The sequence below is a fragment of the Pseudomonas sp. GM80 genome, from assembly GCF_000282515.1.
Classification (GTDB): domain Bacteria; phylum Pseudomonadota; class Gammaproteobacteria; order Pseudomonadales; family Pseudomonadaceae; genus Aquipseudomonas.
Window position 1 is genome coordinate 1 of the sequence record NZ_AKJD01000152.1, and the last position, 23,029, is coordinate 23,029.

The 23,029-nt window shown below is 57.6% G+C and carries 25 protein-coding genes and 1 pseudogene; 18 read left to right on the top strand and 8 right to left on the bottom strand.

Going from position 1 to position 23,029, the window contains the following annotated elements:
- On the bottom strand, positions 1-1,183 hold a 1,183-nt coding region (locus PMI37_RS21355; RefSeq protein ID WP_008084844.1), incomplete at its 3' end, for an AMP-binding protein.
- Positions 1,184-1,630: 447 nt separating this feature from the next.
- Between PMI37_RS21355 and PMI37_RS21360 the strand changes: the two genes are divergently transcribed.
- The 6 genes and pseudogenes from PMI37_RS21360 (at position 1,631) to PMI37_RS21385 (ending at position 6,934) form a co-directional block, all read left to right on the top strand.
- Positions 1,631-1,891 (top strand): DUF2790 domain-containing protein, encoded by a 261-nt coding sequence (locus PMI37_RS21360; RefSeq protein ID WP_008084846.1) that lies wholly within the window; start codon positions 1,631-1,633, stop codon positions 1,889-1,891.
- A 564-nt stretch (positions 1,892-2,455) separates the two neighbouring features.
- Complete coding sequence (locus PMI37_RS21365; protein ID WP_008084848.1) at positions 2,456-3,706, top strand: ribonucleotide-diphosphate reductase subunit beta; 1,251 nt, start codon at positions 2,456-2,458, stop codon at positions 3,704-3,706.
- Between the two features lie 348 nt (positions 3,707-4,054).
- Positions 4,055-4,587 (top strand): annotated as a pseudogene (locus PMI37_RS32280) (BRO-N domain-containing protein).
- A 113-nt stretch (positions 4,588-4,700) separates the two neighbouring features.
- Positions 4,701-5,414: an HNH endonuclease gene (locus PMI37_RS21375; RefSeq protein ID WP_008084852.1), complete on the top strand. Its 714-nt coding sequence runs from the start codon at positions 4,701-4,703 to the stop codon at positions 5,412-5,414.
- Between the two features lie 136 nt (positions 5,415-5,550).
- Positions 5,551-5,886: a hypothetical protein gene (locus tag PMI37_RS21380; RefSeq protein ID WP_238552721.1), complete on the top strand. Its 336-nt coding sequence runs from the start codon at positions 5,551-5,553 to the stop codon at positions 5,884-5,886.
- A 61-nt stretch (positions 5,887-5,947) separates the two neighbouring features.
- Positions 5,948-6,934 (top strand): hypothetical protein, encoded by a 987-nt coding sequence (locus tag PMI37_RS21385; protein ID WP_008084856.1) that lies wholly within the window; start codon positions 5,948-5,950, stop codon positions 6,932-6,934.
- A gap of 3 nt (positions 6,935-6,937) precedes the next feature.
- Here PMI37_RS21385 and PMI37_RS21390 read toward each other — a convergent pair whose 3' ends face one another.
- The 3 genes from PMI37_RS21390 to PMI37_RS21400 all read right to left on the bottom strand — a co-directional run bounded on the left by PMI37_RS21390 (position 6,938) and on the right by PMI37_RS21400 (position 10,314).
- Complete coding sequence (locus PMI37_RS21390; protein WP_008084858.1) at positions 6,938-8,134, bottom strand: hypothetical protein; 1,197 nt, start codon at positions 8,132-8,134, stop codon at positions 6,938-6,940.
- A 125-nt stretch (positions 8,135-8,259) separates the two neighbouring features.
- Positions 8,260-9,408, bottom strand: a complete 1,149-nt coding sequence (locus PMI37_RS21395; protein ID WP_008084859.1) for a hypothetical protein — start codon at positions 9,406-9,408, stop codon at positions 8,260-8,262.
- 90 nt (positions 9,409-9,498) lie between these two features.
- Positions 9,499-10,314 (bottom strand): sulfite exporter TauE/SafE family protein, encoded by an 816-nt coding sequence (locus tag PMI37_RS21400; protein WP_008084862.1) that lies wholly within the window; start codon positions 10,312-10,314, stop codon positions 9,499-9,501.
- Between the two features lie 112 nt (positions 10,315-10,426).
- Between PMI37_RS21400 and PMI37_RS21405 the strand changes: the two genes are divergently transcribed.
- The 4 genes from PMI37_RS21405 to PMI37_RS21420 all read left to right on the top strand — a co-directional run bounded on the left by PMI37_RS21405 (position 10,427) and on the right by PMI37_RS21420 (position 12,323).
- Positions 10,427-11,194, top strand: a complete 768-nt coding sequence (locus tag PMI37_RS21405) for an AraC family transcriptional regulator (RefSeq protein ID WP_008084864.1) — start codon at positions 10,427-10,429, stop codon at positions 11,192-11,194.
- A 93-nt stretch (positions 11,195-11,287) separates the two neighbouring features.
- A complete protein-coding gene (locus PMI37_RS21410; protein ID WP_008084866.1) occupies positions 11,288-11,605 on the top strand; it encodes a hypothetical protein in 318 nt (105 codons plus the stop codon).
- 42 nt (positions 11,606-11,647) lie between these two features.
- The gene (locus tag PMI37_RS21415; RefSeq protein WP_045123223.1) at positions 11,648-12,016 is read left to right on the top strand and encodes a type II toxin-antitoxin system RelE/ParE family toxin; all 369 of its coding nucleotides are present in this window, start codon (positions 11,648-11,650) and stop codon (positions 12,014-12,016) included.
- Positions 12,003-12,323 (top strand): helix-turn-helix domain-containing protein, encoded by a 321-nt coding sequence (locus tag PMI37_RS21420; protein WP_008084868.1) that lies wholly within the window; start codon positions 12,003-12,005, stop codon positions 12,321-12,323. The genes PMI37_RS21415 and PMI37_RS21420 overlap by 14 nt, the downstream gene beginning before the upstream one ends.
- Before the next feature lie 12 nt (positions 12,324-12,335).
- Here the strand turns inward: PMI37_RS21420 and PMI37_RS21425 are convergent, their stop codons facing one another.
- On the bottom strand, positions 12,336-13,379 hold the full coding sequence (locus PMI37_RS21425; protein ID WP_008084869.1) for an MBL fold metallo-hydrolase: 1,044 nt from the start codon (positions 13,377-13,379) through the stop codon (positions 12,336-12,338).
- A 214-nt stretch (positions 13,380-13,593) separates the two neighbouring features.
- Between PMI37_RS21425 and PMI37_RS21430 the strand changes: the two genes are divergently transcribed.
- The 4 genes from PMI37_RS21430 (at position 13,594) to PMI37_RS21445 (ending at position 17,614) form a co-directional block, all read left to right on the top strand.
- A complete protein-coding gene (locus PMI37_RS21430) occupies positions 13,594-14,202 on the top strand; it encodes a TetR/AcrR family transcriptional regulator (RefSeq protein ID WP_008084872.1) in 609 nt (202 codons plus the stop codon).
- Positions 14,203-14,372: 170 nt separating this feature from the next.
- The gene (locus PMI37_RS21435) at positions 14,373-15,440 is read left to right on the top strand and encodes a diguanylate cyclase (protein ID WP_008084874.1); all 1,068 of its coding nucleotides are present in this window, start codon (positions 14,373-14,375) and stop codon (positions 15,438-15,440) included.
- Positions 15,441-15,632: 192 nt separating this feature from the next.
- The gene (locus tag PMI37_RS21440; RefSeq protein WP_008084876.1) at positions 15,633-16,952 is read left to right on the top strand and encodes a methyl-accepting chemotaxis protein; all 1,320 of its coding nucleotides are present in this window, start codon (positions 15,633-15,635) and stop codon (positions 16,950-16,952) included.
- Between the two features lie 128 nt (positions 16,953-17,080).
- Entirely contained in the window at positions 17,081-17,614 is a 534-nt protein-coding gene (locus tag PMI37_RS21445; protein WP_008084877.1) for a DUF1003 domain-containing protein, read from the top strand.
- Here the strand turns inward: PMI37_RS21445 and PMI37_RS21450 are convergent, their stop codons facing one another.
- Positions 17,615-18,493, bottom strand: coding sequence for a LysR family transcriptional regulator (locus tag PMI37_RS21450; RefSeq protein ID WP_045123224.1), 879 nt, complete (start codon positions 18,491-18,493; stop codon positions 17,615-17,617).
- A gap of 137 nt (positions 18,494-18,630) precedes the next feature.
- Here PMI37_RS21450 and PMI37_RS21455 point away from each other — a divergent pair, with 137 nt between their 5' ends.
- Positions 18,631-19,329: a CTP synthase C-terminal region-related (seleno)protein gene (locus PMI37_RS21455; RefSeq protein ID WP_008084882.1), complete on the top strand. Its 699-nt coding sequence runs from the start codon at positions 18,631-18,633 to the stop codon at positions 19,327-19,329.
- The gene (locus PMI37_RS21460) at positions 19,329-19,643 is read left to right on the top strand and encodes an antibiotic biosynthesis monooxygenase family protein (protein WP_008084884.1); all 315 of its coding nucleotides are present in this window, start codon (positions 19,329-19,331) and stop codon (positions 19,641-19,643) included. The genes PMI37_RS21455 and PMI37_RS21460 overlap by 1 nt, the downstream gene beginning before the upstream one ends.
- A gap of 124 nt (positions 19,644-19,767) precedes the next feature.
- Here the strand turns inward: PMI37_RS21460 and PMI37_RS21465 are convergent, their stop codons facing one another.
- Positions 19,768-20,094 carry a DUF2025 family protein gene (locus tag PMI37_RS21465; protein ID WP_008084886.1) on the bottom strand — a complete coding sequence of 109 codons (327 nt, stop codon included), beginning with the start codon at positions 20,092-20,094 and terminating at the stop codon, positions 19,768-19,770.
- 221 nt (positions 20,095-20,315) lie between these two features.
- On the opposite strand from PMI37_RS21465, the gene PMI37_RS21470 reads away from it, so the two are divergent.
- Entirely contained in the window at positions 20,316-21,443 is a 1,128-nt protein-coding gene (locus PMI37_RS21470) for a glycerophosphodiester phosphodiesterase (RefSeq protein ID WP_008084888.1), read from the top strand.
- The gene (locus PMI37_RS21475; RefSeq protein WP_008084890.1) at positions 21,444-22,127 is read left to right on the top strand and encodes a helix-turn-helix domain-containing protein; all 684 of its coding nucleotides are present in this window, start codon (positions 21,444-21,446) and stop codon (positions 22,125-22,127) included.
- 1 nt (position 22,128) lies between these two features.
- Here the strand turns inward: PMI37_RS21475 and PMI37_RS21480 are convergent, their stop codons facing one another.
- Complete coding sequence (locus PMI37_RS21480; RefSeq protein WP_008084892.1) at positions 22,129-23,007, bottom strand: sterol desaturase family protein; 879 nt, start codon at positions 23,005-23,007, stop codon at positions 22,129-22,131.
- Positions 23,008-23,029: the final 22 nt, after the last annotated feature.

A 23,029-nucleotide genomic window follows, 5' to 3' on the forward strand; every position in this document is an offset into this window, starting at 1 on the left:
AGGCTTCCGGGTTGATCGGCTCGCCAACCGAACCGAGCAGACGCAGACTGCTGCCATCGGCGCCTTCAACAGCGGCCTGACCCGAGGCCATCATCGCGCGGATCGCGGTCGGCGCGGTGTAGAGGATGTTGACCTTGTGCTTGTCGACGATCTTCGCCACCCGGGTGATGTCCGGATAGTTCGGCACGCCTTCGAACAGCAGCGTGGTCGCGCCATTGGCCAGCGGGCCGTAGACGATGTAGCTGTGGCCGGTGACCCAGCCGACGTCGGCGGTGCACCAGTAAACTTCGCCCGGACGGTAGTCGAACACGCGCTCGTGGGTCATCGCCGCGTACAGCAGATAACCGCCAGTGGTGTGTTGCACGCCCTTCGGCTTGCCGGTCGAGCCTGAGGTATAAAGAATGAACAGCGCTTCTTCAGCGCCCATTTCTTTCGGCGCGCAAACGGTGCCCGCCACTTTCATCAGGTCTTCGTACCAGATGTCGCGATGCTGGTTCCACTTGATGGCGCCACCGGTGCGCTTGCAGACGATGACTTTCTGGATGCTGCTGGTTTCCGGATTGGTCAGCGCGTCGTCGACGTTGGCCTTGAGGGAAATCTTCTTGCCGGCGCGAATGCCTTCGTCAGCGGTGATCACCACTTTCGATTTGCAGTCGATGATGCGACCGGCCAGGGCTTCCGGCGAGAAACCACCGAACACTACCGAGTGAATCGCGCCGATCCGGGTGCAGGCCAGCATGGCGACCACGGCTTCGGGAATCATCGGCATATAAATGGTCACCACGTCGCCGCGGTGTACGTCCTGACCACGCAGGGCGTTGGCCAGTTTGCACACTTGTTCGTGCAGTTCGCGGTAGGTGATGTTGCGGCTCTCGGAAGGATCGTCGCCTTCCCAGATGATCGCGACTTGATCGCCGCGCTCGGCCAGATGGCGGTCGAGGCAGTTGTAGGAAACGTTCAGGGTGCCGTCGGCAAACCACTTGATGTCGACATGGTGATCGTCGAACGACGTCTGTTTCACCGTGGTGAAAGGTTTGATCCAGTCGAGACGCTGAGCTTGCTCGCGCCAGAAACCGTCAGGGTTGACGACCGACTGCTGGTACATGGCTTTGTAGGTCGCCTCGTCAGTCAGCGTGTTAGCCAGAACCTCGGGACGAACGGGATACAGAGAAGCCGCACTCATCTTTCCTACCTCGGTGTAATAGTTGTTTTTGTATGACCCCGTTGTAGCCGGGCCGGCCCCATAGAACCATTCGACGATGGTAGTAACAACCCCTCCCCCACCCACACACCCCCTGTAGGAGCTGCCGAAGGCTGCGATCTTTTGACTTTGATCTTTAGGTGCAAGATCAAAAGATCGCAGCCTTCGGCAGCTCCTACAGGGGATTGGGGTGATTTCGGGGATTGTTACCAAATCTGCCAAAGGTGTTTATCAAAACCCGCTCTGTTTACCCCCGCCCCAACTCCCTAAAATTCACCTCGCCAACAAGGCAACCGCGATTAACAACGATACAGCCCCCACGAAGGCCGTTAATCCAGCTCTCAAGTAACAACCGCAAATGATGAAGTTACACACGCAACCCTAAAAAGGTTGCGTGACCCCACTCGACCTCAAAAAGGTAAATCTGAAATGAAAGCTTTATTAGTTCTGGCCCTCAGCAGTCTGTGCGCAACCGCCATGGCAGATGAGGTCCCGACTGATGTCGCACAGCAACAACCAGTGATCGAGGAATACACTTACTCCACTCACCTGGACATCGCCAACGTCGTATCGATGAGTGAAATTCCGAACGTCTGCGAAGTGGTACCGGCAAAAATGGAGTACGACGACTCCAAAGGTCAGCGCCACATCCTGCGTTACAGCGTCATGGGTAACGGCTGCACCAATTGATGATTCGAGACTGCACCGAATTGGATCTCTCAGCGCTTCATTGAGGGTCGATTCCAGCCCGACTTCGGTCGGGCTCAGTTGTGTCTGGAGTCGTGCAAAAGGCTTGCAAAACACAAGATATAGTGAAAAACGTGGTTTTTTGCTCATTTCTTGAGCAACCAAACCCCGACGAAAAAATTAATCAAAAAAAATTCTCACGGGCCAACATCCGCGAAAGCCCTGTAAACCCTCGCTCCGACTCAAATCGCCCTCCCGCTCGACCGCCCTGCGCGCTTTCGCCCTCCCCCACGAGCACAATTTTTTCCCTATAATGCCGCCCTAATCGGGTCAGCAATATTCCCTTACAGGGATCAAAAGCCATTCTGAAGCCCCGCAGCAGTGTCCAACACTGATTGCGCCCGTCAGAGGCTCTCGGAAACCCGTACAAAATTCTGTTTGATGCCTGCGTTTAGCTGCTGCAAAGAACGATTCCTTTAGATCCAACGCGGTCTGTACGACCGTGTGAAAAACCAACCAATCAGGTTTCACACGGGCGACAGGCCCTCACGCAGGAGACGACACGTCATGCTGAGCTGGGACGAATTCGACAAAGAAGACAGTGAAGTAGCAACCGTGAAAGGCGCCAACGCCGGCCACGCTACTGAAGCCAACATGGACCGCCTCGACAACGCTGGCGGTGCCGCCGCGATCGAAGCTCGCGCCGTGACCGCCGACGACTCGGCCGCTGTCGCCCGCGCCAAGGCTGCACTGAACTCCCTCGACGTCGCCGAAGGCCTCGCCGAACTCGAAGGCGCCTCCGCCCGTGTCGCCGTTGACGAAAAGCGCATGATCAACTGCCGCGCCGACCTCAACCAACTCGTGCCATTCAAGTACGACTGGGCCTGGCAGAAATATCTGGATGGTTGCGCAAACCACTGGATGCCGCAAGAAGTCAACATGACCGCCGACATCGCCCTCTGGAAAGACCCGGAAGGCCTGACCGACGACGAGCGCCGCATCGTCATGCGCAACCTCGGCTTCTTCTCCACCGCCGACTCCCTGGTTGCCAACAACCTGGTACTGGCCGTGTACCGCCTGATCACCAACCCGGAATGCCGCCAGTACATCCTGCGCCAGGCTTTCGAAGAGGCGATCCACACCCACGCCTACCAGTACTGCATCGAATCGCTGGCCATGGATGAAGGCGAAATCTTCAACATGTACCACGAGATCCCATCGGTTGCTAAGAAGGCAGCCTGGGGCCTGAAATACACCCGCTCGATCTCCGATCCGAAGTTCGAAACCGGCACCCCGGACACCGACAAAGAGTTGCTGCGCAACCTGATCGCCTACTACTGCGTTCTGGAAGGCATCTTCTTCTACTGCGGCTTCACCCAGATCCTCTCCATGGGCCGCCGCAACAAAATGACCGGCGTCGCCGAGCAGTTCCAATACATCCTGCGCGACGAATCCATGCACCTGAACTTCGGCATCGACGTGATCAACCAGATCAAAATCGAAAACCCGCATTTGTGGGATGCTGAGATGAAGGAAGAAGCGACCCAGATGATTCTGCAGGGTACGCAGCTGGAGATCGAATACGCGCGTGACACCATGCCTCGCGGCGTACTGGGCATGAATGCGGCGATGATGGAGGATTATCTGAAGTTCATCGCTAACCGTCGTTTGTCGCAGATTGGTTTGAAAGAGGAATATCCAGGGACGACTAACCCGTTCCCTTGGATGAGCGAGATTATGGACTTGAAGAAAGAGAAGAATTTCTTTGAGACTCGCGTGATCGAATACCAAACTGGTGGTGCGTTGAGCTGGGACTAATAGTCTCGCTTGGCACGATTTGACGATTGCGGTTTGAATCGGCGAGTCGAGAAAGCAAAAAGCCCCGATCTGATCGGGGCTTTTTTATGGGCGATAGGTAAACCTTTTTAGGCCTACGCCACAGCGTTCAATCTCCTACAGCACTTACAGTCGCTTCCCATTGAAGCATGCTGCGAGCACTACTAAGCTCTATCGCAGGTGCCTAAGAAACGCCCAACGTAGAAAGCTTGGTCAGTGACACAGACGTGTAATTCGTCGGTGGCAACTGCTCTGCTCGTTGGGATTTCTTAAGTCCACTCTACGTTGGGGTCAGGCCCTCCCAAAATCCATAACGTAGAGGTCATAGATATGTCTGATCCATGCTCGGTAACCGTCTTCTCTCGCCACAATCTTTTTTTACATGCCCTTCTATGGGAAAACCAGCCTTGGTTTTCCGCCCGCGATGTCGGCCGCTTGATTGGTTTTCATCTGAATGATCGGGTGGTCAATAAGCTAGATAGCGACAACGCCGCATTATGTGGATTGAGTACTTTCGAGAACCGGAACAGCATCTGATGCTCAGTGAATCCGGGGTGTATGCGCTGCTGGTCTATCACTACGTTCCGGGGAATCGGTTGTTGCGTGAGTGGCTGACCAATGAGGTAGTGCCAACTTTGCGGGATGCTGCAGATTCAGGAGATTCGAATCGGCCAATGTTGAGTTTGTTGGATTGGCCGGAGATGTCTTTGAGTTTGTTGCATTGGCAGGATGAGGGCTGGATTCGGCTAAGGGATATGCCTTACCTGTTGAACGATCAGAAGCCACGACGAGCTTCTCTAGAGAAACCCTGGTGGCGACGGGTTGCGCAGGTGTTTCAGTCCTCGAAGCACTCGATGGGCTAGGGATGGGTTTGTAGGATCGCGCAGGATCTGTCGCTTTTTTCTGTAGGATTTTTCGTAGACAGAGGTGATGGCCACTCAGTATCGTCCGAGGGTTTTTAACCCTCGGCGATTGTATGGACACGGATAAAAGTAACAGCGATTGGAGTGAGGTCGAGATTCAGGCGGCAGTCGATGCCTATCTCAAGATGCTTGCACGCGAGCAGAGCGGCCAGAAATTCGTCAAGACTGAGGAAAATCGAATCCTGCGTGAAGGCCCGTTAGCCGGTCGGACTAAAGGCTCTGTCGAGTTCCGGATGCAGAACATTTCTACCGTGTTGGTCGAAATGGATAGAAAGCGTATTGAAGGCTACAAACCTGCCAAGAATGTTGGTGCGAATGTGACGCGTAGCATCCGTAAGGCACTTGACGCTTCTACCGTTCTGACACTTGAAGATTCTGAGCCAACGGCGGACGAAGAATTGCTCGAGCAACGCGCGGCTAAATTTGAGCAAAAGCAATTTGATTACGTCCCCAAAGGGATAAAAACACCTATCCAAACGACTTCGACTAGAAAGGTTTACTTTCGCGATCCTGAATTGAGGGGCTGGGTTCGTCAGCAAGCCGATGGAAAGTGCGAAGGTTGTGGCAAAGCAGCGCCATTTGAAAAGGATGGGAAACCGTTTTTAGAAGTGCATCACGTCAAGCACCTGTCGCAAAAGGGTTCGGACCTTGACACGAATGTTGTGGCGTTGTGTCCCAACTGTCACCAACGTTGCCATCATTCGGACGACAGAGCGGAATTCACCGCTTGGCTTTATGACAACGTTGGAAGACTAGAAAAAGAATAATTGCCGGTTGCCTTGCTAACCGCATTTGCTGGTTTGGGGCAGCTTCGCAGCCCAGCGGGAGCAAGCTCCCTCGCCACAGTTTTTGTGTGCTGCTGAACAATGCTTACCGTGACCGAGAGCACTCTCGAAAACGCACATGGACGAACATCACATGCAGCCACCAACGCAAAATTCGACCACCCCGGGTCAATCCCGACTCCTGACCGCCTCATTTCTAATCGTCTTTTTCTGCCTGCTGCATATGGCCCTGCGCATCGCTCAAAAGAACGAAATCATGGCCGTTGGAGCAGTCTGGGTCGCAAATGCACTAACCATGGTGCTGCATGTTATTTACTGGAAGCGTTATGGCCTGTCCGCCGGCTTTAAAATCGCAGTTGTTGTCCAAATCGTCATTACCATTCTGCCCTTCCTGTTTGGCAGTTTCGGTTTTGTGGCTGTTCTGTTGATGCTGGGTGGCGAGATCTATTACTAGTAACCCGGGCCGCCGCCCGCTATTAATACCCCTCCCCCCACTCAAGGATCCGAGCCCCACCATGAAATTCGATCTCGCCTACTGCCTCAGCCTCGACGACAAGTTGTCGATCTATGATGTTCGCGATCTCAATTTCGATGAGACGGTGGCGTTTGACTCTGCGAAGGAACACTTCCAGTGCCCCAACGATGCTTGTCGTTCGGCATTCGAGGCTTCCAACGAGTTGGGCACGTTCAACGCCAAGAACGTGAATTATGTGCGCACGCCGCACTTCAAGAATCTGCCCACTACGCAGCATGTGGCGGGTTGTCCGTATGTGAGTTTGAAGGCTTCAGCGTCTGGTGTTGAGACGGCGGATGGCGAGGTGGATGACGGGCGTGAGGAGCACTTCCCATCGGAGTTGTTGCTGACCCGGCGTGAGTATGTGCGCAAGCCCGTCGCGCCAGCGGGGGCGGCGGATGTGTTGCGCGATGATCCGGTTCGAGTGGCGGCGGACAGTGGTAAAGAGTCGGTGAGTCGTGAGTCGGCGCCGGACAAGACCAGTGTGTTTGCGCATCCGGTGGAGTGTTTTGTTTCGAACTTCGCCGACAAGGAGTTGCTCAAGCGCATGCCGTTGAAGGTGGGCGAGCATTCGGCGCCGTACAGTTCGTTCTTCAAGAAGATCGAGTATCTGACGGACAACAAGGGGCTGATTTACTGGGGGCGGATCAAGAAGATCGAGGACTTCCACAGTGCCAGTTTTCGTATCGATTTCGAGGACAAGGTCTGGTTCAAGAAGCCCGAGGACAGTAAGAAGAAGCCGTACTCGGTCAGCGTTTATCTGAACAAGAAGTTGATCGACAACTACCGCAAGCGCAAGGCGTTTCTGGAGGAGATCAAGCACGCGGTGGATAGCGACAAGGCGTTGTTCTGTTTCTTCTATGGGGTGACGCCGGAGTTGAAGCAGGTGCCCGGCAAGAAGAACCCCGAAAAGCCTTTCGAGGTCTTCAATGCCAATATCGAGAACCTGGATCACTTCATTATTCGTGAAGCGCCGGGTCTGGAGTGACGGTTAGCCCTGGGGCAGTTGCAGTTTGACTGCACCGGGGTGTTGTTTGACGAGTGAGTACGGCAGGATCGACCAATCGGGTGAATCGCAGTCTCGTTCTATGCGGGCGAAGTACGCTCCGATGTACAAACCTTTTTCGGTGAAGCGCCAGTTGGAATAACCCCAATTGTCTTCATTGGTGAAGTCGCAACTGTCTTCATCTCCGCCGGCCGGTTTCTTCATTTCATCCGGGTACAGCGCGGTGAGTTGTTTGATCAGCCACGGCCCGAAGACTTCGCGTTGATACTTTGAGCGCGCGGCGTCTTCGGCCTCGGTCAATGGCTGGTCACCGCCTCTGTAGCGATCAGCATGAAGGATTGGCTGACCCTCGCCCACCCAGAGTACGTCTTCGAGCGACAACGGATGGCCGGTTTTCACATCGATGTTGAGCGGTGAATCACCGAAGTCTGGGTGCGCACCGCCGCAGTCGTAGCTGGTGGAAATGTTCAGGCTGATGACAGTGGGCGAGATAAATGTCGGGGTGACGTCCTGAAGGAATTCGGCGTAACCGCGACCTCGCAACTGGCAACCGTAATAACTGATGGCCTCGTCCCACAAGCGCCCGAGCAATTGCTGGTTAACCCGTTGCAGATCTTCTTGTGGCATCCCGGATTCGATGCTGAACATGGACATTTTGGTATCAGGCTCTTCCCACCATTGCAGGGAGTAGCCCATGAAGTCCTGCTTTTTACCAGGTTTGAGTTTCAGTCCCTGAAGCCGTAGGTATTCGTAGGGCTCGCTCTTGGGCAACTTGGCGATGTAGGGCAATGCATTCGCTGGCACTTCGGGAAGTGGCGTATCGGTGACCAATACGGGCAACTTTTTGCCTTTCGGATTTTGCCATTCGCCCTTCCAGCCGCCATCAATCTGTTGCAGTTTCAGCGTCGGTAACGGCTTGCCCGGCTCCATACGATCACTGCCCTCTGTGAGCAGCAAGACGTCATTTTTATAGGTGCCGTTAAGCTCTAGATCGCGGTGAAACTTCTCATAGAAGTAGCGACCGGTGACTTGCTCCGGGTCACTGGTGTCGACTTCGAAAACGATCGGCATTTTGCCCAACGTGCCGGTGAACACCAGCCGGTTGTCTTCGGCGTACGCGGTGGATAGCAGCGAGAACAGCACAGCAGCGCAGGTTGCCAGGCGCATCAGTCCCTTGAGCATTGATCGTTCCTTGAAAGAGGCGGAGGCCGCGCCGGCATTTGAGGGCAGGCGCGGATAAATTCGCGGCGATTATGGCGGGGTTGGGGTCAGGAATCGAGGGGCTGCGTTTGAAAGATAGCGCCGCCTCAAGGCAGTTGCAGTGCAACCCCGCCCGGATGTTGTTTGACGAGTGTGTACGGCAGAACGCTCCAGTCCACTGATCCGCAGACCGCCACGACGTGCGCAAATGATGGCTCGATCTTTATGCCCTGTTCCGTGAAGTGCCAACCCGGAAATTGCCAGGGATAGTTCTCGTCATAGCCGCAGTCGTTTTCACCCTCGGGGGTGATGGTCATTTCGGTTGGGTAGAGTTTCAGCAACTGTGCGACCAACCAAGGTGCCAGTTCAGTGGCGCGGTAGTTCGACCATGCTGTCGAAGAGCCGGGTGAGCCCGCGGCGAAATCTTCATATTCCTCGTAGTGCAACGGCTTGCCCTGCCCCACCCACAAAACATCATCAAGGGTCAGAAACTTGCCTGTCTTGATATCGATGTTGAGCGCGTCGTGACTTTGATCCGGATAGGCGCCGCCACAGTAATAATCCGATGAAATCCCCACACTCATCACTGTGGGCGACATGTACAGTGGCTGGCTCCATTGCGCATAACTTCCAGAACAGCCATAAGACGACAACACTTCGCCCCACAAACGCGCCATCAATTTTTGGTTGATACGTCGACGCTCTTCGAGGGAGTAACCGGTCACCACTTCAAACAGAGAAGTGTCTGTCTTCGGCTCGGTCCACCACTGCAGCGTGTAGCCCATGAAGGTGTCGGTCTTGCCTTTCTTGAGTGTTACGCCTTGCAGCCGCAGATATTCGTAAGGGTACTTGTCGTGAAGTGTGGTGAAAAAGGGCAAGGCATCGTCGGGTACATCGGGGATGACGGCTGGTTGTAACTCGACCTTCAGGACTTTCCCAGCGGTACTCGTCCACTCGCCATACCAACCATGAGTTGTCGGCTGAAGACGAAGGGTCGGGCGCGAGTCTTCCATCCGCGAACCTTCTTCCAGCACCAGTGTTTCCCCGTCCAGGGCACCGTCGAGTGGCAGATCCTTGCGGTACTTCTTATAGAAGTAACGACCTTCTCCAATGCGAGTATTTATTTCGACGACGATGGCCGCTTTACCCAAGGTGCCGGTGTACACCTGCGCGCCGTTGTCGGCCCACGTTGCAGTCGAGACAAACAACCCCGTCAGAAAAAGAACAGCGAAAAGGCGTAACAGTCCTCGGAACATCACTTCATCCTTGAATAAACGAGCAACTGCCCGCAAAAAGAAGTTGCGGATTATGTCGAGGTTGCGCGGGAGAATCGAGCGCTGTCGCCTTCAACTCAAGCACATGCTGATCATCACCATCAGCAACAGCCCGATGTACACCCGCGCATGCACCCGATCCGGAATCCGCCCGATCCAAGGCGTGGCCAATCTGATTCCCAACAACGAACCCAACGTCAGCAGCGCAAACGCCAGCAAATCCACGTACCCGACAAACCAGGCGCCCAACTCAGCCTGACTGAACCCGGCCAGCGCCATGTACGTGAGCGTTCCCGCCAACGCCACCGGCACGCTCAGCGGGTTGGCCATGGACGTCGCTTGCGACATGCTCAAGCCACAACGGCGCAGCAACGGCACGGTCATGACGCTGCCTCCTACACCGAGAAACGTCGCGATGGCGCCGATGCCTACACCGCCTGCGGAAGTTTCCGTGCTGCCAAGTCGGCGTGGGATGACATCTGCGTTCTGGGTGAGAAATCCGCGCCTGAGCACGCAGTCGACAATGGTCACGCCGAGGTAGGCGATGAACGCGTAGCGAATCACCTCGCCACTGACCCACACCGCCGCTATTGCGCCGACCACTGAGCCCACGGCAATAAACCCGCCCAATGGCCACAGGTAATGGCGGATGAGATTGCCGGCGCGGCGGTGTTTGTCGGTGGCGATCAGGGCGTTGACGATCATCACGCAGGTCGAGGTGGCGACGGCGATGTGCATTGCCGATTGGCCGATCGGGTCGTCGGCGCCGTGGCTGGCGCTGAGTAGACGGTAAAGCAGCGGCACAACGACGAAGCCGCCACCGAAGCCGAACAGTACGGCGGTGATGCCGGTCATGCAGCCGAAGCATGTGAGCAAGAGGTAGAACATTTCGCGGCGTCCTTTTAGGGAAGGCTCACGAAGATAGAGCGGGACGTCTTGGCCTGCTTCAGTAACTCAGCCAATAATGTTTGCGTTTACGCCAACCCTTGAGAATCGCTCGATGCGCAATGTTTCGATCAATCTGCTGGATGACTCGCCGCGCGCGGTGGTGGCGATCGGTACGGATTATTCCTACGGTCACCTGTTACCGCGTCATACGCACCGGCGGGCGCAATTGCTCTATGGCGCAACGGGAGTGATGCAGGTCAGCACCCATGACGGCAACTGGGTGGTGCCGCCGCAACGAGCGGTGTGGATTCCGCCAGAGGTGGCGCATGAGGTGTTGATGCTCGGGGTCAGCACACGCAGTGTGTACATCGAACCGGGTGCGGTGGATTTGGGTGAACGTTGCCAGGTGATCAGTGTGTCGCCGCTGTTGCGGCATCTGCTGATGGAAGCGGTGGAGTTGCCGTTGGCCTACGACGAGGCGGGCCGCGATGGTGTATTGATCGATTTGCTCCTGCATGAACTGACGCGCAGTGCGCCCCTGCCCTTGCACATTCCACTGCCGGCTGACGGAAAACTGCTGGAGCTGTGTCAGAGCTTTCTGCATCAGCCCAATGCGCATCAAACACCGCAACAGTGGGCGGACCAGTTGCACGTAAGCTTGCGCACCTTCAATCGACTCTTTCGCCAACAGACCGGGCTGAGTTTCAGCCAGTGGCGCCAACGTGCCTGCGTGGTGCTTGCGCTGGCTAGGCTGGCGGCGGGCGAAGCGGTGACGCGGATCGCGCTGGACTTCGGTTATGAGAGCCCGGCGGCGTTCTCGACGATGTTTCGCCGGGTGCTGGGACAGGCACCGTCCGTCTGGTTGCAGACGGCGAACTAGGGCAAATCAAAAAATGCGTTTGATCCCGGCCGAAAACAACTGTACAAAAACACAGTACATTTTCAATCAGCACGCTTGAGCCCGGAGCACACCATGGCCACTTCTGCGATGAACCTCATTCTCGAACATATTGCGCTTTTCCAGTTCACCCCGACGCATTGCGCCCAGGCCCGAGCGATGCTGGGCTGGAGCACCGAACAGTTGTCGCGTGAATCCCAGGTTTCGGTAGAAGACATTCAGCGTTTTGAGGCGCAGCAAGACGTGGCCGATGCGGCGCGTCTGGCACTGGCCTATCGCCTGGAGGCGCAGGGGTTGGTGTTCTTTCCCGGGTTTGCGCCGGGGCGTAAATTGAATCCACAAGGGATGCAGCAGAATGCCGTCGAGCGTGGTGACTTTGCGATGGCTGATTGAAAAGACTGTTTGATATTTATCCCTATATAGGTATATTTTCGCATGAGTGCAAGGAAGCCGCTCTTGTGGGTCTGTAGCAGCAAGAAAGATCTAAAACAGATGCCCATAGAGATACAGGATGTTTTTGGTTACGCATTGGATTTAGCCCAAACTGGCTTCAAGCATCCAGATGCAAAACCCCTGAAAGGATTTGGGGGGGCGGGTGTACTGGAGTTGATTGAAGACTTCGACACCAACACCTACCGAGCCATTTATACGGTTCGTTTCGGCAGTGCAATTTACGTTTTGCACTGTTTTCAGAAGAAGTCGAAGTGTGGAATTAAAACCGCTCAGGCCGACATCGATCTGATCCGAAGCAGACTTCGAGCCGCTCAGGATCATGCGAAAGGATCAGAAAATGATAGAAATTGAACAAGGTAGCGGGAATGTCTACCAAGATCTTGGCTTGCCTGATTCCAGCGAAATGCAGGTCAAAGCCCAGTTGGCGGCAAAGATCGACGAGATCATCAAGGCACGCCATCTCACTCAAATTCAGGCCTCGGAGATTTTGGGACTTTCACAACCCAAACTATCCGAAATGCTGCGCGGAAAATTTCGCGGTATCAGCGAGGCCAAAATGATGGAGTGCCTTTCTCATCTCGGACGAGATGTGCAAATCGTGGTTAAGGCGGCCCCCCGTTCCCGAAAAGAGGGCCGAATTGAAGTGGTGTTTGCTTGATGCTTAATGTCGTCAGGCCCCCTGCACCACCGCCTCATCAGCGCCGTCAACCGCCAACCACCACGCCTCTCCACGCTGCGGCTGCGCCAGGTTAAACGCCTCGCCCATGCGCGGCGTGGTAATCGAAACACTGCGCTCCCACGCCAGCGCCAGAATCCGGTCGAACGGTTCATGCCAGGCATGCATCGCCAGGTCAAACGTGCCGTTGTGGATCGGAAGCAGCCACCGCCCCTTGAGGTCGAGGTGCGCCTGCAAGGTTTCTTCCGGCTGCATGTGCACGTGCGGCCATTCGACGTTGTAGGCGCCGGTTTCCATCAGGGTCAGGTCGAACGGGCCGTACTGTTCGCCGATGCGTTTGAAGCCGTCGAAGTAGCCGCTGTCGCCGCTGAAGAAGATTCGCGTGTCGCCGTCGATCATCACCCACGACGCCCACAACGTGCTGTTGCCGTCGAACAGGCCACGGCCGGAGAAGTGCTGCGAGGGTGTGGCGACGAAGCGGATGCCGCCGATTTCCGCGCCCTGCCACCAGTCGTACTGACGCACTTGGCTGGCGTCGATGCCCCATTTGATCAGGGTGTCGCCGACGCCCAGCGGGGTCAGGAAGTAAGTGGTTTTCGCGGCCAGTGCCAACACCGCTTGGTAATCGAGGTGGTCGTAATGGTTGTGCGAAAGGATCACCGCTTCGATCGGCGGCAATTGGTCGAGGCTGATCGGTGGCTGGTGAAAGCGTTTCGGCCCGGCCCATTGCACCGGCGAGGCGCGTTCGGCAAAGACCGGGTCGGTGATCCAGAATTTGTCGCGCATTTTCAGCAGCAGTGTCGAGTGGCCGAGGCGGTAGACGCTGTGGTTTGGCGCCGCCAGGAGCTCTTCGCGGGTCAGCGGCTGCACCGGAATCGCCGACGCGGGCCGGGTGTCGCGCGGTTTGTGGAAGATCATGTTCCACATGATTCGCAGCATTTTGCGCAGGCCTTCGCGCTGCACCGGCGCATGATTGCGGAACAGTCCTTGAGCCTGGCGCGAGGCTTCAGGCGTAGAAACGGAATTGGAATGGGCCATGTCTGAGTGACTCCAGGAGCACCGCACAATTCACGGTTTTCCACGGTGGGACGATAAATGGCCATGGCTGCACGCAGTGGCCGAACATACGGTTTTTAAGTTGCGAGGATTAACGCAACATTACACTCATCGGTGTAGTTTCAAGGTTGCATCAAACCCGGCGACAAGTAAACTGCCAAGTGTAATTTCATTTTTTCACTGCCGAAGCGTACTTATGACAGCTCCACAGCGACTCACCGACCGCAAACGCGAAGCCATTATTCAGGCGTCGATTGCCGAATTCCGGGCCAATGGTTTCGAGGTCACCAGCATGGACAAGATCGCCGCCACTGCCGGTGTGTCCAAGCGCACGGTGTACAACCATTTCCCCAGCAAAGAAGAGCTGTTCGCCGAGATTCTCAATCAGTTGTGGGCGCGCATCAGCGCCGAGCAGACGGTCAGCTACAACCGCGATCAGCCACTGCGCGAGCAACTGCGTCAGATGCTGCAGGCCAAAGTGCAGATGATGGCGGACGAGAATTTTCTGACATTGGCACGGGTGGCAATTGCCGCGACGATTCATTCGCCCGAGCGTGCGCAAAACATGGTCGAGCGCATGGGTGAACGCGAAGAAGGCCTGACGGTGTGGATTCGAGCAGCGCAAGCCGATGGCCGCTTGAAACCGGTTGACCCGGAGTTCGCTGCGCATCAGTTGCAGGGCTTGCTCAAGACCTTCGGGTTCTGGCCGCAGATGTCCATGGGCCGCGCCGCCCTCGATGCCGACATGCAAAACACCGTGGCCGAATCGGCGCTGGACATGTTTCTGGCGCATTACCAGCGCTGAAACGCGCTCTGAATCCCCCCTCTCCTGCGCGAGCCCTCCATTAAATGGCTCGGAAGGACACTGATTATTCCCGTTGGAATAAATGACAATGTCCGACAATCGACCGACGGACGGTCGGCCTGAAGAAATATACTGCAAAGTATTTCAGGATGAATTTCGCGCAGGGCCTCATGGAAAACCACCGCGGCAAAGGCTTGTCATTCGCCCGACGCATTTACCTGCCACGGGCCATCGGGCTGGGCGTCGGTTTTTTCAGCGTCGGCGCCGCGCTGTATCCGCTGGGCTTGCCGAGCTGGATCTGGGCATTGCTGTTGTTCAACGGTTTTGCCTGGCCGCATCTGGCTTACCAGATCTCCACGCGTGCGGCGTTCCCCTATCAGGCCGAGCGACGCAATCTGCTCTATGACTCGATGTGCGGCGGTTTCTGGGCCGCGTGTTTCCAGTTCAATCCGCTGACCACCGTGACCATCCTGTCGATGATGACCATGAACAACGTCGCCGCCGGTGGCCATCGATTGTTCGTGTTCGGCGCCCTCGCCCAACTCGCTGGTGTGCTGTCGGGCTGGGCGATCTTCGGTTTCAAATTCAACCTGACAATGACGCAGACGCAAGTCTGGGCCTGCCTGCCGATGCTGACGCTGTACCCGTTGGCGCTGGGCATGGTCTGTTACCAACTGGCGATCAAACTCTCGCAACACAAGCGCGCGCTCAGTGCCCTCAGTCGCACCGACAGCCTCACCGGCCTGCTCAACCATGGCGCGTGGAAAGACCTGCTGCACCTGAAGTTTCAACAGTGCCGGCAACACAACACCGCCGCCACGCTGGCACTGATCGACATCGATCACTTCAAGGGAATCAATGACAGCTACGGGCATATCGTCGGCGACGCGGCGCTGCGCCAGTTGAGCAAGGCGCTCAAACACGTGCTCGATGAGTACGAGTTGGCCGGCCGATATGGCGGTGATGAGTTCTGCGTGATTCTGCCGAGCCTGCCGCTGAACAAGGCCGAAGCCGTGATGGAGCAGTTGCGGGAAGCCTTGCAGCGGTATCGCCACCCCGATGTGCCCGAGCTGCGAGTGAGCCTGAGTATCGGTTTGGCGCGGTATCAAAACGTGTACAAGGACGCACTGGATTGGCTGGATGATGCCGACAAAGCGCTGTATACCGCGAAACACAAGGGTCGTAACACCATCAGCGTAGCCTTGAGCCGCCCCGTCACTCAGGACGCTGGCGCCTGAAAACTTATACAAAATTGTAAAAAATTACTTTCTTGTACAAGTTTATGAAGTTTTGTATAAGTAGCCATCTGCCAGCCATGGAACGCTGGCATTGAGCAGTCACCGCCGAATGCCACCCTGCGTATTCGGCCTGCAAGCGCGGGAACAGGGACTGAATCACCCACTCGTCCCTTCTTCCAGAGTATTGCGAACATGTTTTTCAACCGTCACAAAGCTGCCCTCGACGAACTCCAGCACACCCTGACCGAACAATCCGGCCTGCTCGACGCGATCAATCGCTCGATGGCAGTGATCGAATTCAATCTCGACGGCGTGGTGCTGCGCGCCAACGACAACTTTCTCAAGACCATGGGCTATGCGCCCGAGCAGGTGATCGGTCAGGCACACCGGCATTTCTGCACGCCCGAATTTGGTCGCAGCGCTCAGTACAACGAGTTGTGGTCACGTTTGAAAAATGGTCAGTTCCAGTCCGGCACGTTTGAGCGGGTCAATGGCCAGGGCCAGCCGATCTGGCTCGAAGCCAGTTACAACCCGATCAAGGATGCTTCCGGCCGCGTGGTCAAAGTGGTCAAGTACGCCATGGACGTGACCGCCAGGGTGCAGCAGGAAAGTGACGCCAATGCCAGGTTGCAAGCGATTGACCGGGCGATGGCGGTGATCGAATTCAATCTCGACGGCAGTATTCTCACGGCCAATCAGAATTTTCTGACACGCATGGGTTACACCCTCGCCGAGCTCAAGGGCAAGCATCACCGTTTGTTCTGCACCGCCGCGCTGGTCAACAGCAGCGCCTATCAGGATTTCTGGCGACGCTTGAACCAGGGCGAATTTTTCCACGGGCAATTTGAGCGCGTCGACAAACGCGGGCAAACGGTGTGGCTGGAAGCCAATTACAACCCGGTCTACGACGCTGCGGGGCGGTTGTGCAAAGTGGTCAAGTTCGCCTCCGACGTCACCGCGCGGGTCGAGCAGCACGAACAAGATGCACGCAGCGCCAGCGCGGCCTATCACATCTCGGTGGCGACGCGAAAAGTCGCTGAACAAGGCACTCAGGTGATTCAGCAGGCCGCCAGTGAAATGCGCGAAATCGCCGATGACATCGCGCAGTCTTCAACCTTGATCGCCCAGCTGGGCGAGCGCTCCGAGCAGATCACCGCCATCGTCAACACCATCCGCGCGATTGCCGATCAGACCAATCTGCTGGCGCTCAATGCGGCGATCGAGGCCGCGCGTGCCGGTGAGCAGGGTCGCGGTTTTGCCGTGGTCGCGGACGAGGTGCGGCAACTGGCGGCGCGCACCAGCGGGTCGACGGCCGAGATTTCCAACATGATCGGTTTGATCCAGAGTGAAACCCGCCAGGCGATCAAGAGCATGGACGGCACCCGAGGTCGTGCGGCGGACGGCGTCGAGTTGGCGAATCAGGCGGGGACGGTGATTTTGCAGATTCGTGATGGCGCCAGTGAAGCGGTGGAGGCAGTGAGCATGTTTGCCAACGAGCGAGCGCCGGGGTGATGTCGGGGGCTGCCAGGTAGATCGCGTCGCCGCCATCGCGCTGTAGGAGCAAGGCTTGCCCGCGAAGAGGCCGCCCACCACAACGCAGGGCTATAGTGACTACACGTCCACGCCCTGCCGAGTACCTCATGACCACTGAAAAACCCGCAACACCTGAAACAGCCCCCGTCGATCACCTGCGCTTCCACCGCCCCCACGCCCACCTCGCCACCACCTTCGGCAACGACACCTTCGCACTGCGCGCCGAGGCGTTTGCGCGGTTCTTCGGTACGCCGACGTTTCTCGGTGCGCAAACCCTGATCGTGCTGCTGTGGGTCAGCCTCAACGTTTTTGGCGTGACCACATTCGACGTCTACCCGTTCATCCTGCTGAACCTCGCGTTCAGCCTGCAATCGGCCTACGCCGCGCCGCTGATCCTGCTCGCACAAACCCGTCAGGCCGCGCGCGACAAGGCGCAGGCGGATGCCGACGCGTTACACCGTGAAGCCCTCGCGCAGGCCAACACCGAGCGTCAGGCCCAAGCCGCGCAGAACACCGCGCAACTGCTCGAACTGCTGCAACAGAACACCCGTCTGACCGAGATGACCAAGAGCCTGACCGAACGCATCGAGAATCTCACCAGCGAGATGCATCAGCACATGAAGCAAAACCCGCAACGCTGATCAGGGCAAGCGTAATGCCCGTCCGAGTTCATCGAACAACGTCACCACCGAGCGCAACGCCCGGCAGTCCGGACGGGTCAGCAACCATAACGCCGTGTCATAACCGTGCAGCGGTTCGCCCAAGGCTTGCAAACCTTCGTTGATCAGAAAGTCCGGCAGCGCCGCTACACCCAACCCGGCGCGCACCAGTTCGGTGACGGACAACATGCTGTTGCAACGATAACTCGGTGTGACACCGGGCAATTGCTGGCGGCGCCAGGCGATCGTCGGGTGATCGGGCAGGAAGTCGTCCGGGGCAATCCAGGTGAGCGCGGCCAGATCCGTCGCGTCGACATTTTGCAGATAACGCGCACTGGCGCAGACCCGGTAGGAAATCTTCGCCAGTTGCCGTCCGACCAGGTGTTCTGGCGGTGTCCGCGTCAGGCGCAAGGCAATGTCGGCGTCGCGGCGGCTGAGGTTGGCGAAATCGTTGGACGTGCTCAATTCGATCGTCAGCGCTGGGTAGTTGGGCATGAACCGCGCCAGCGCCGGCAGCAGCAAGCTTTGCAACACCGAGTCGGTGCAGGTCAGTCGCACCGTGCCGCTGATCACTTCACCGCCCTGCTCTACCCCGATGCGCGCAGCGTCGAGCGCCTGCTCGGCGCGTTCGGCCTGTTCGGCGAGGGTTTGCGCGAGCGTGGTCGGCAGGTACCCGGCGCGACTTTTTTCGAACAGTTGCTGGCCGAGGGACGCTTCGAGGCGCCGCACCGCGCGAAATACCGTCGAGACGTCTACTTTCAACAGCTGCGCAGCGCGGGCCAGAGAGCCGCCGCGCACCAGGGCGAGGATCAGGGCCAGATCGGGATAATCGAGTTGATAGTGCGTCGCTGCATTGATCACTTGGGGAAACGCCAATATTGAGTGCGTGGACGCCAATCTATAGTGAGCATCGGCAGCCGACAATCGCGTTCTTTCTGAGCCAGACCCAAACCCTGTGGTGAGGGGATTCATCGATACATTCAAGATAAGGAATTCACATGGACGCTGTTTCCATCGCCCTGATCGGCGATTACGACCCGCAAGTGACTGCCCACCAGGCCATCCCGGTGGCCCTCGGTCTTGTCGCCGAACACTTCGGCCAGACGCTGCAATTGGAATGGCTGGCCACTGATCAGATCCACGCCGATACACCGCTGCAACACTTCGACGGTTTCTGGTGTGTCCCCGCCAGCCCGTACAAAAGTGAAGCCGGCGCCCTGCGCGCCATCCGTTTCGCCCGCGAGCAACAACGCCCGTTCCTTGGCACCTGCGGCGGTTTTCAGCATGCCGTGCTGGAATATTCCCGCAACGTTATGGGCTGGGCCGATGCCGAGCATGGCGAGACGTCGCCCGAATCGGCAAGGGCGCTGCTCACGCCACTGACTTGCTGGCTGGTCGAAGCCGTCGACGGCATCCATCTGCGGCCCGGCTCGTTGATCGCCAACGCGTACGAAACGTCCGATATTCATGAAGGCTACCGCTGCCGCTATGGCGTGAATCCGCAGTTCGAACGCGAGTTATTGAGTAATCGATTACAGGCTGTAGGACACGATTGCTCGGGAGATTTACGCGCGATTGAACTGAAGGGGCATCCGTTTTTTGTCGCGACGTTGTTCCAGCCGGAACGCGCCGCCCTCAAGGGCCAGATGCCGCCGCTGGTGCGGGCGTTTGTCGAAGCTTGCAGGGGGCCGCGCTGATGAAGCCAGAGGGCGATTATTTTGCGGTGATCTTCACCTCGACCCGCACTGAGGGTGACAACGGTTATGCCGAAGCGGCAGCACGCATGGCCGAACTGGTGCGCGAACAACCTGGTTTTGTCGGAGTGGAGTCGATTCGCGGGGCCGATGGCGTCGGCATCACCGTGTCGTACTGGCAGAGCGAGGCGGCGATTCTGGCGTGGCGACAGCATCCTGAGCATCGGTTGATCCAGGCGCGCGGGCGCGAGCTCTGGTACTCGGCGTTTCATACGCGGGTGTGCAGGGTTGAACGCGAGTATGCGTTCGTGAGTTGAGTGTCATCGTGTATTGCGGGGCCCCCATCGCTGGCAAGCCAGCTCCCACAGGTTCTGTGAGCGCCGCCAATCTCTGTGGGAGCTGGCTTGCCAGCGATGGGGCCCTGCCTGTCACCGCAGATTCTCAGCCGTGCACCAGACTGCGCTGCGCCACAATCTCCGGCACTTCAACCTTCTGCATATACACCCGCAACGGTTCGGTGATGTTGATGCGCTCATCAATATTCTGGTCCAGCAGCAACTGGATTCGCTCTCGTTTGAGCGTCATGGTCTGCTCTGATGCCTGCGCCCAGACAAATTCACGGGTAGGCATGATGCCGTCATCGGCCACGTCCATGCCGAACGAATCTTCGCTGAAACGCACGATGTATTGATTGGTTTTACGGTTGAGGCCGACAAAGCCTTTGAGGTCGTCGGCGGCCTGGCAGATGAGTTGGGAGGTGATGCGCATGGTAAACCTCACGAAAAAGGATCGATGGTTTACACGCAGGGCAACTGCACGGCGCGCCCTCTGCCGGGACGTCTGCCGAGGGCAAGCGTACTGTAAACGGCGACACAAAAGTGCAGGAAAAAACGCTTTTAATACGTTTATGTCGGTCTGGCGATAGCACGCAATCGTTTCAATTGTTAAAAGGTACGTCTTTGAAACAGACCCGCGAAAGGATCTCGAACATGCCCGCCACTTTCACCAAAAGCGCACTCTTGCTGAGCCTGTTACTCGGCCTCGGTCAGGCGCAGGCCGCCAGCCATGCTGAGCCCAACGTTGTCGCAGCGGCTCACGGCATTCCGCACCCGGCGGTGATCGCCCACCGTGGCGCGTCCTTCGATGCACCGGAATCCACCGCTGCCTCGTACAGACTGGCGCGTGATCTGGGTGCCGATTACCTGGAAATGGACTTGCAGCGCAGCAAGGACGGCGTGCTGTTCGCCCTGCACGACAACAACCTGCAACGCACCACTGACGTCGCGACCAAGTTCCCGGATCGCAAGGACAGCCCGGCCAATGCCTTCACCATGGCCGAACTGAAAACCCTCGACGCCGGCAGCTGGTACAACGCCAAATACCCGGATCGCGCGCGCCCGTCCTATGTCGGTCTGAAAATTCTGACCCTGGATGAAATCATCGACATCGCCCAGGCCAATGCACAGCACAAACCGGGCCTGTACATCGAGACCAAGGAGCCGCAACTGTTCCCCGGTATCGAGCACGATCTGAAAGAGAAACTGCAGGACCGTGGCTGGCTGAGCCCGGCTGGCTCCAAACTGGCGAAAAGCGCACTGGGCGTGGGTCAGGGCAAGGGCAAAGTGATTCTGCAAACCTTCGAGAAAAACAGCCTCGAACTGCTGCAGAAAGAAATGCCGCAAGTGCCGAAGATCCTCCTGTTGTGGGTCGGTGAAGGCGGCATGGACGCGAAGTCCAAGGTGACCTTCGCCGAGTCTGGCGAGAAGGACAAAAACGCCTACTACGGCAAGCAGGAACCGAAATCGGAAGCCGAGTTCAAGCAGTGGATCGACTACGCCAAGGCGCAGGGTGCAATCGGCACCGGACCGTCGGCGAAACTGACCCACGGCGGCGATCAGAGCTATTCGGATCTGGTGCAGCCGTGGATGAACAAGTACACCCACGATCAGGGTCTGTTGGTTCACGTTTACACGGTCGACGAGCCGGTGGACTTCGAGAAAGTCATGGCTGCCGGTGTCGACGGCATCTTCACCAACCGCGCCAGTGAACTGTTGAAGTTCTACAAACGCCCGGCGGCCGCCAGTGTCGATCAGCTGTTGAAGAACAATGGTTACTGAGTGACCGCACACACCGAGTGGACAGGCCGCCTCTGGCTGGGGCACGACTATGGCCTGATCCACGGAGTGTCGGGGCGCACCGCGCCCCATTCACACTATGCCCACCAGATCATCCTCGCCCCTGAGCGACCGGCAACGGTATGGCTCGAGGGCGAAACCGTCAGCACCTCGCAATTGCTGATCGCCTCCAACACGCGCCACGCCATTATCGATGCTCCGGATCCGCTGTTTACCGTGTATGCCGAACCGTTGATGTTCGCCGCGCCAACATTGCGCGAAGCGGTGTTCTGCGCCGAACTGTCGCTGCCGGCATTGGATCAAGCGCTACGCCAATGCCCGCGACGTTCGCTGAGTGATCCACGGATCGCACGGGCGCTGGCGGCCATCGACGCCTCGCTGACAGACAAAGTCGCCGCGCGGGCGGTGGCCGACACGGCGAATCTGTCCCTGAGCCAATTGCAACGGTTGCTGGTCGATCACGTCGGCTTGCCCGTGCGCCGGTTGGTGTTGTGGCGGCGCCTGCGCATGGCAATGGCGTCTGTACTGGCGGGTGATGCGGTGACCATCGCTGCGCACAATGCAGGCTTCGCCGACTCGGCGCACTTCTCGCGCAGCCTGAAAAAACTCTTCGGGGTGACCGCGCGCCAGGCCTTGCAGCACATCGAGCTGCATCTGCTCGACTGACTCAACGACGCAGCGCGGCGGGCACTGGTGGCTCGCGATTTAGCGTTACCGTGGCTAACGGATCAAGCAATTGCGCGACGTAGTCACGGGGAAAATCCGCTCGACTGCCGATCCCCAGATCGCCCGGCCCGATTCGATAATTCTCGGTATAAAACGCGGTGCCCAGCAGCCAGTCCCACAGGGTGAAAAACAGGCCGAAGTTGACGTCACCGGCGCGTCCGTACTTCATGTGATGAAAACGATGCAGTGGCGCCCAGGCAAAGATCCAGCGCAAATATCCGGGGCGCATGTCGACGTTGGAATGTTGCAGCAGCAGTTGAATCGCGATGGCGAACGCCAGCAGCGCCGCCACTGGCGAAGGAATGCCCAGCACCAGCAAAGGCAGCAGCCCCGCCGACGCTTCCAGTAACTGATGCAGCGGATGCTTCATCAAGCCGTTGAAACCATATAAACGTTCAACGCTGTGATGCACCGCATGCAATCGCCACAGCCACGACACACGATGACTGGCGTAATGCATCAGGCTGATGCCTGCATCGGCAATCAATATCGCCAAGCCCAGTTGCAGCCAAAGCGGCCAGCCTTTGGGCCATACGCCGTCAATCGCCAGCAGTGCGACCAACCCGGGCAAGGCGAGCAATCCCAGCGCACTCAAGGCCTCGTTGACCAGCGCATGCAGGATATCGCGCCGCCGATCACCGGCCGCACGGTTCCAGCACACCTCATAGGGCAACGCCCATTCCGCCGCGAACGACACGGCCAGCGCCAACCCAAACAGCGGCAACAACGCCAGCGTCGAGACGTCGCTCAGCCACACCCCGGCGCCAATGAAGCCGGCCCAGAACAGCGGCGCATACACGCCTGCAAAGATACGTTTCATCTGCACCTCCATTGATCGAAGG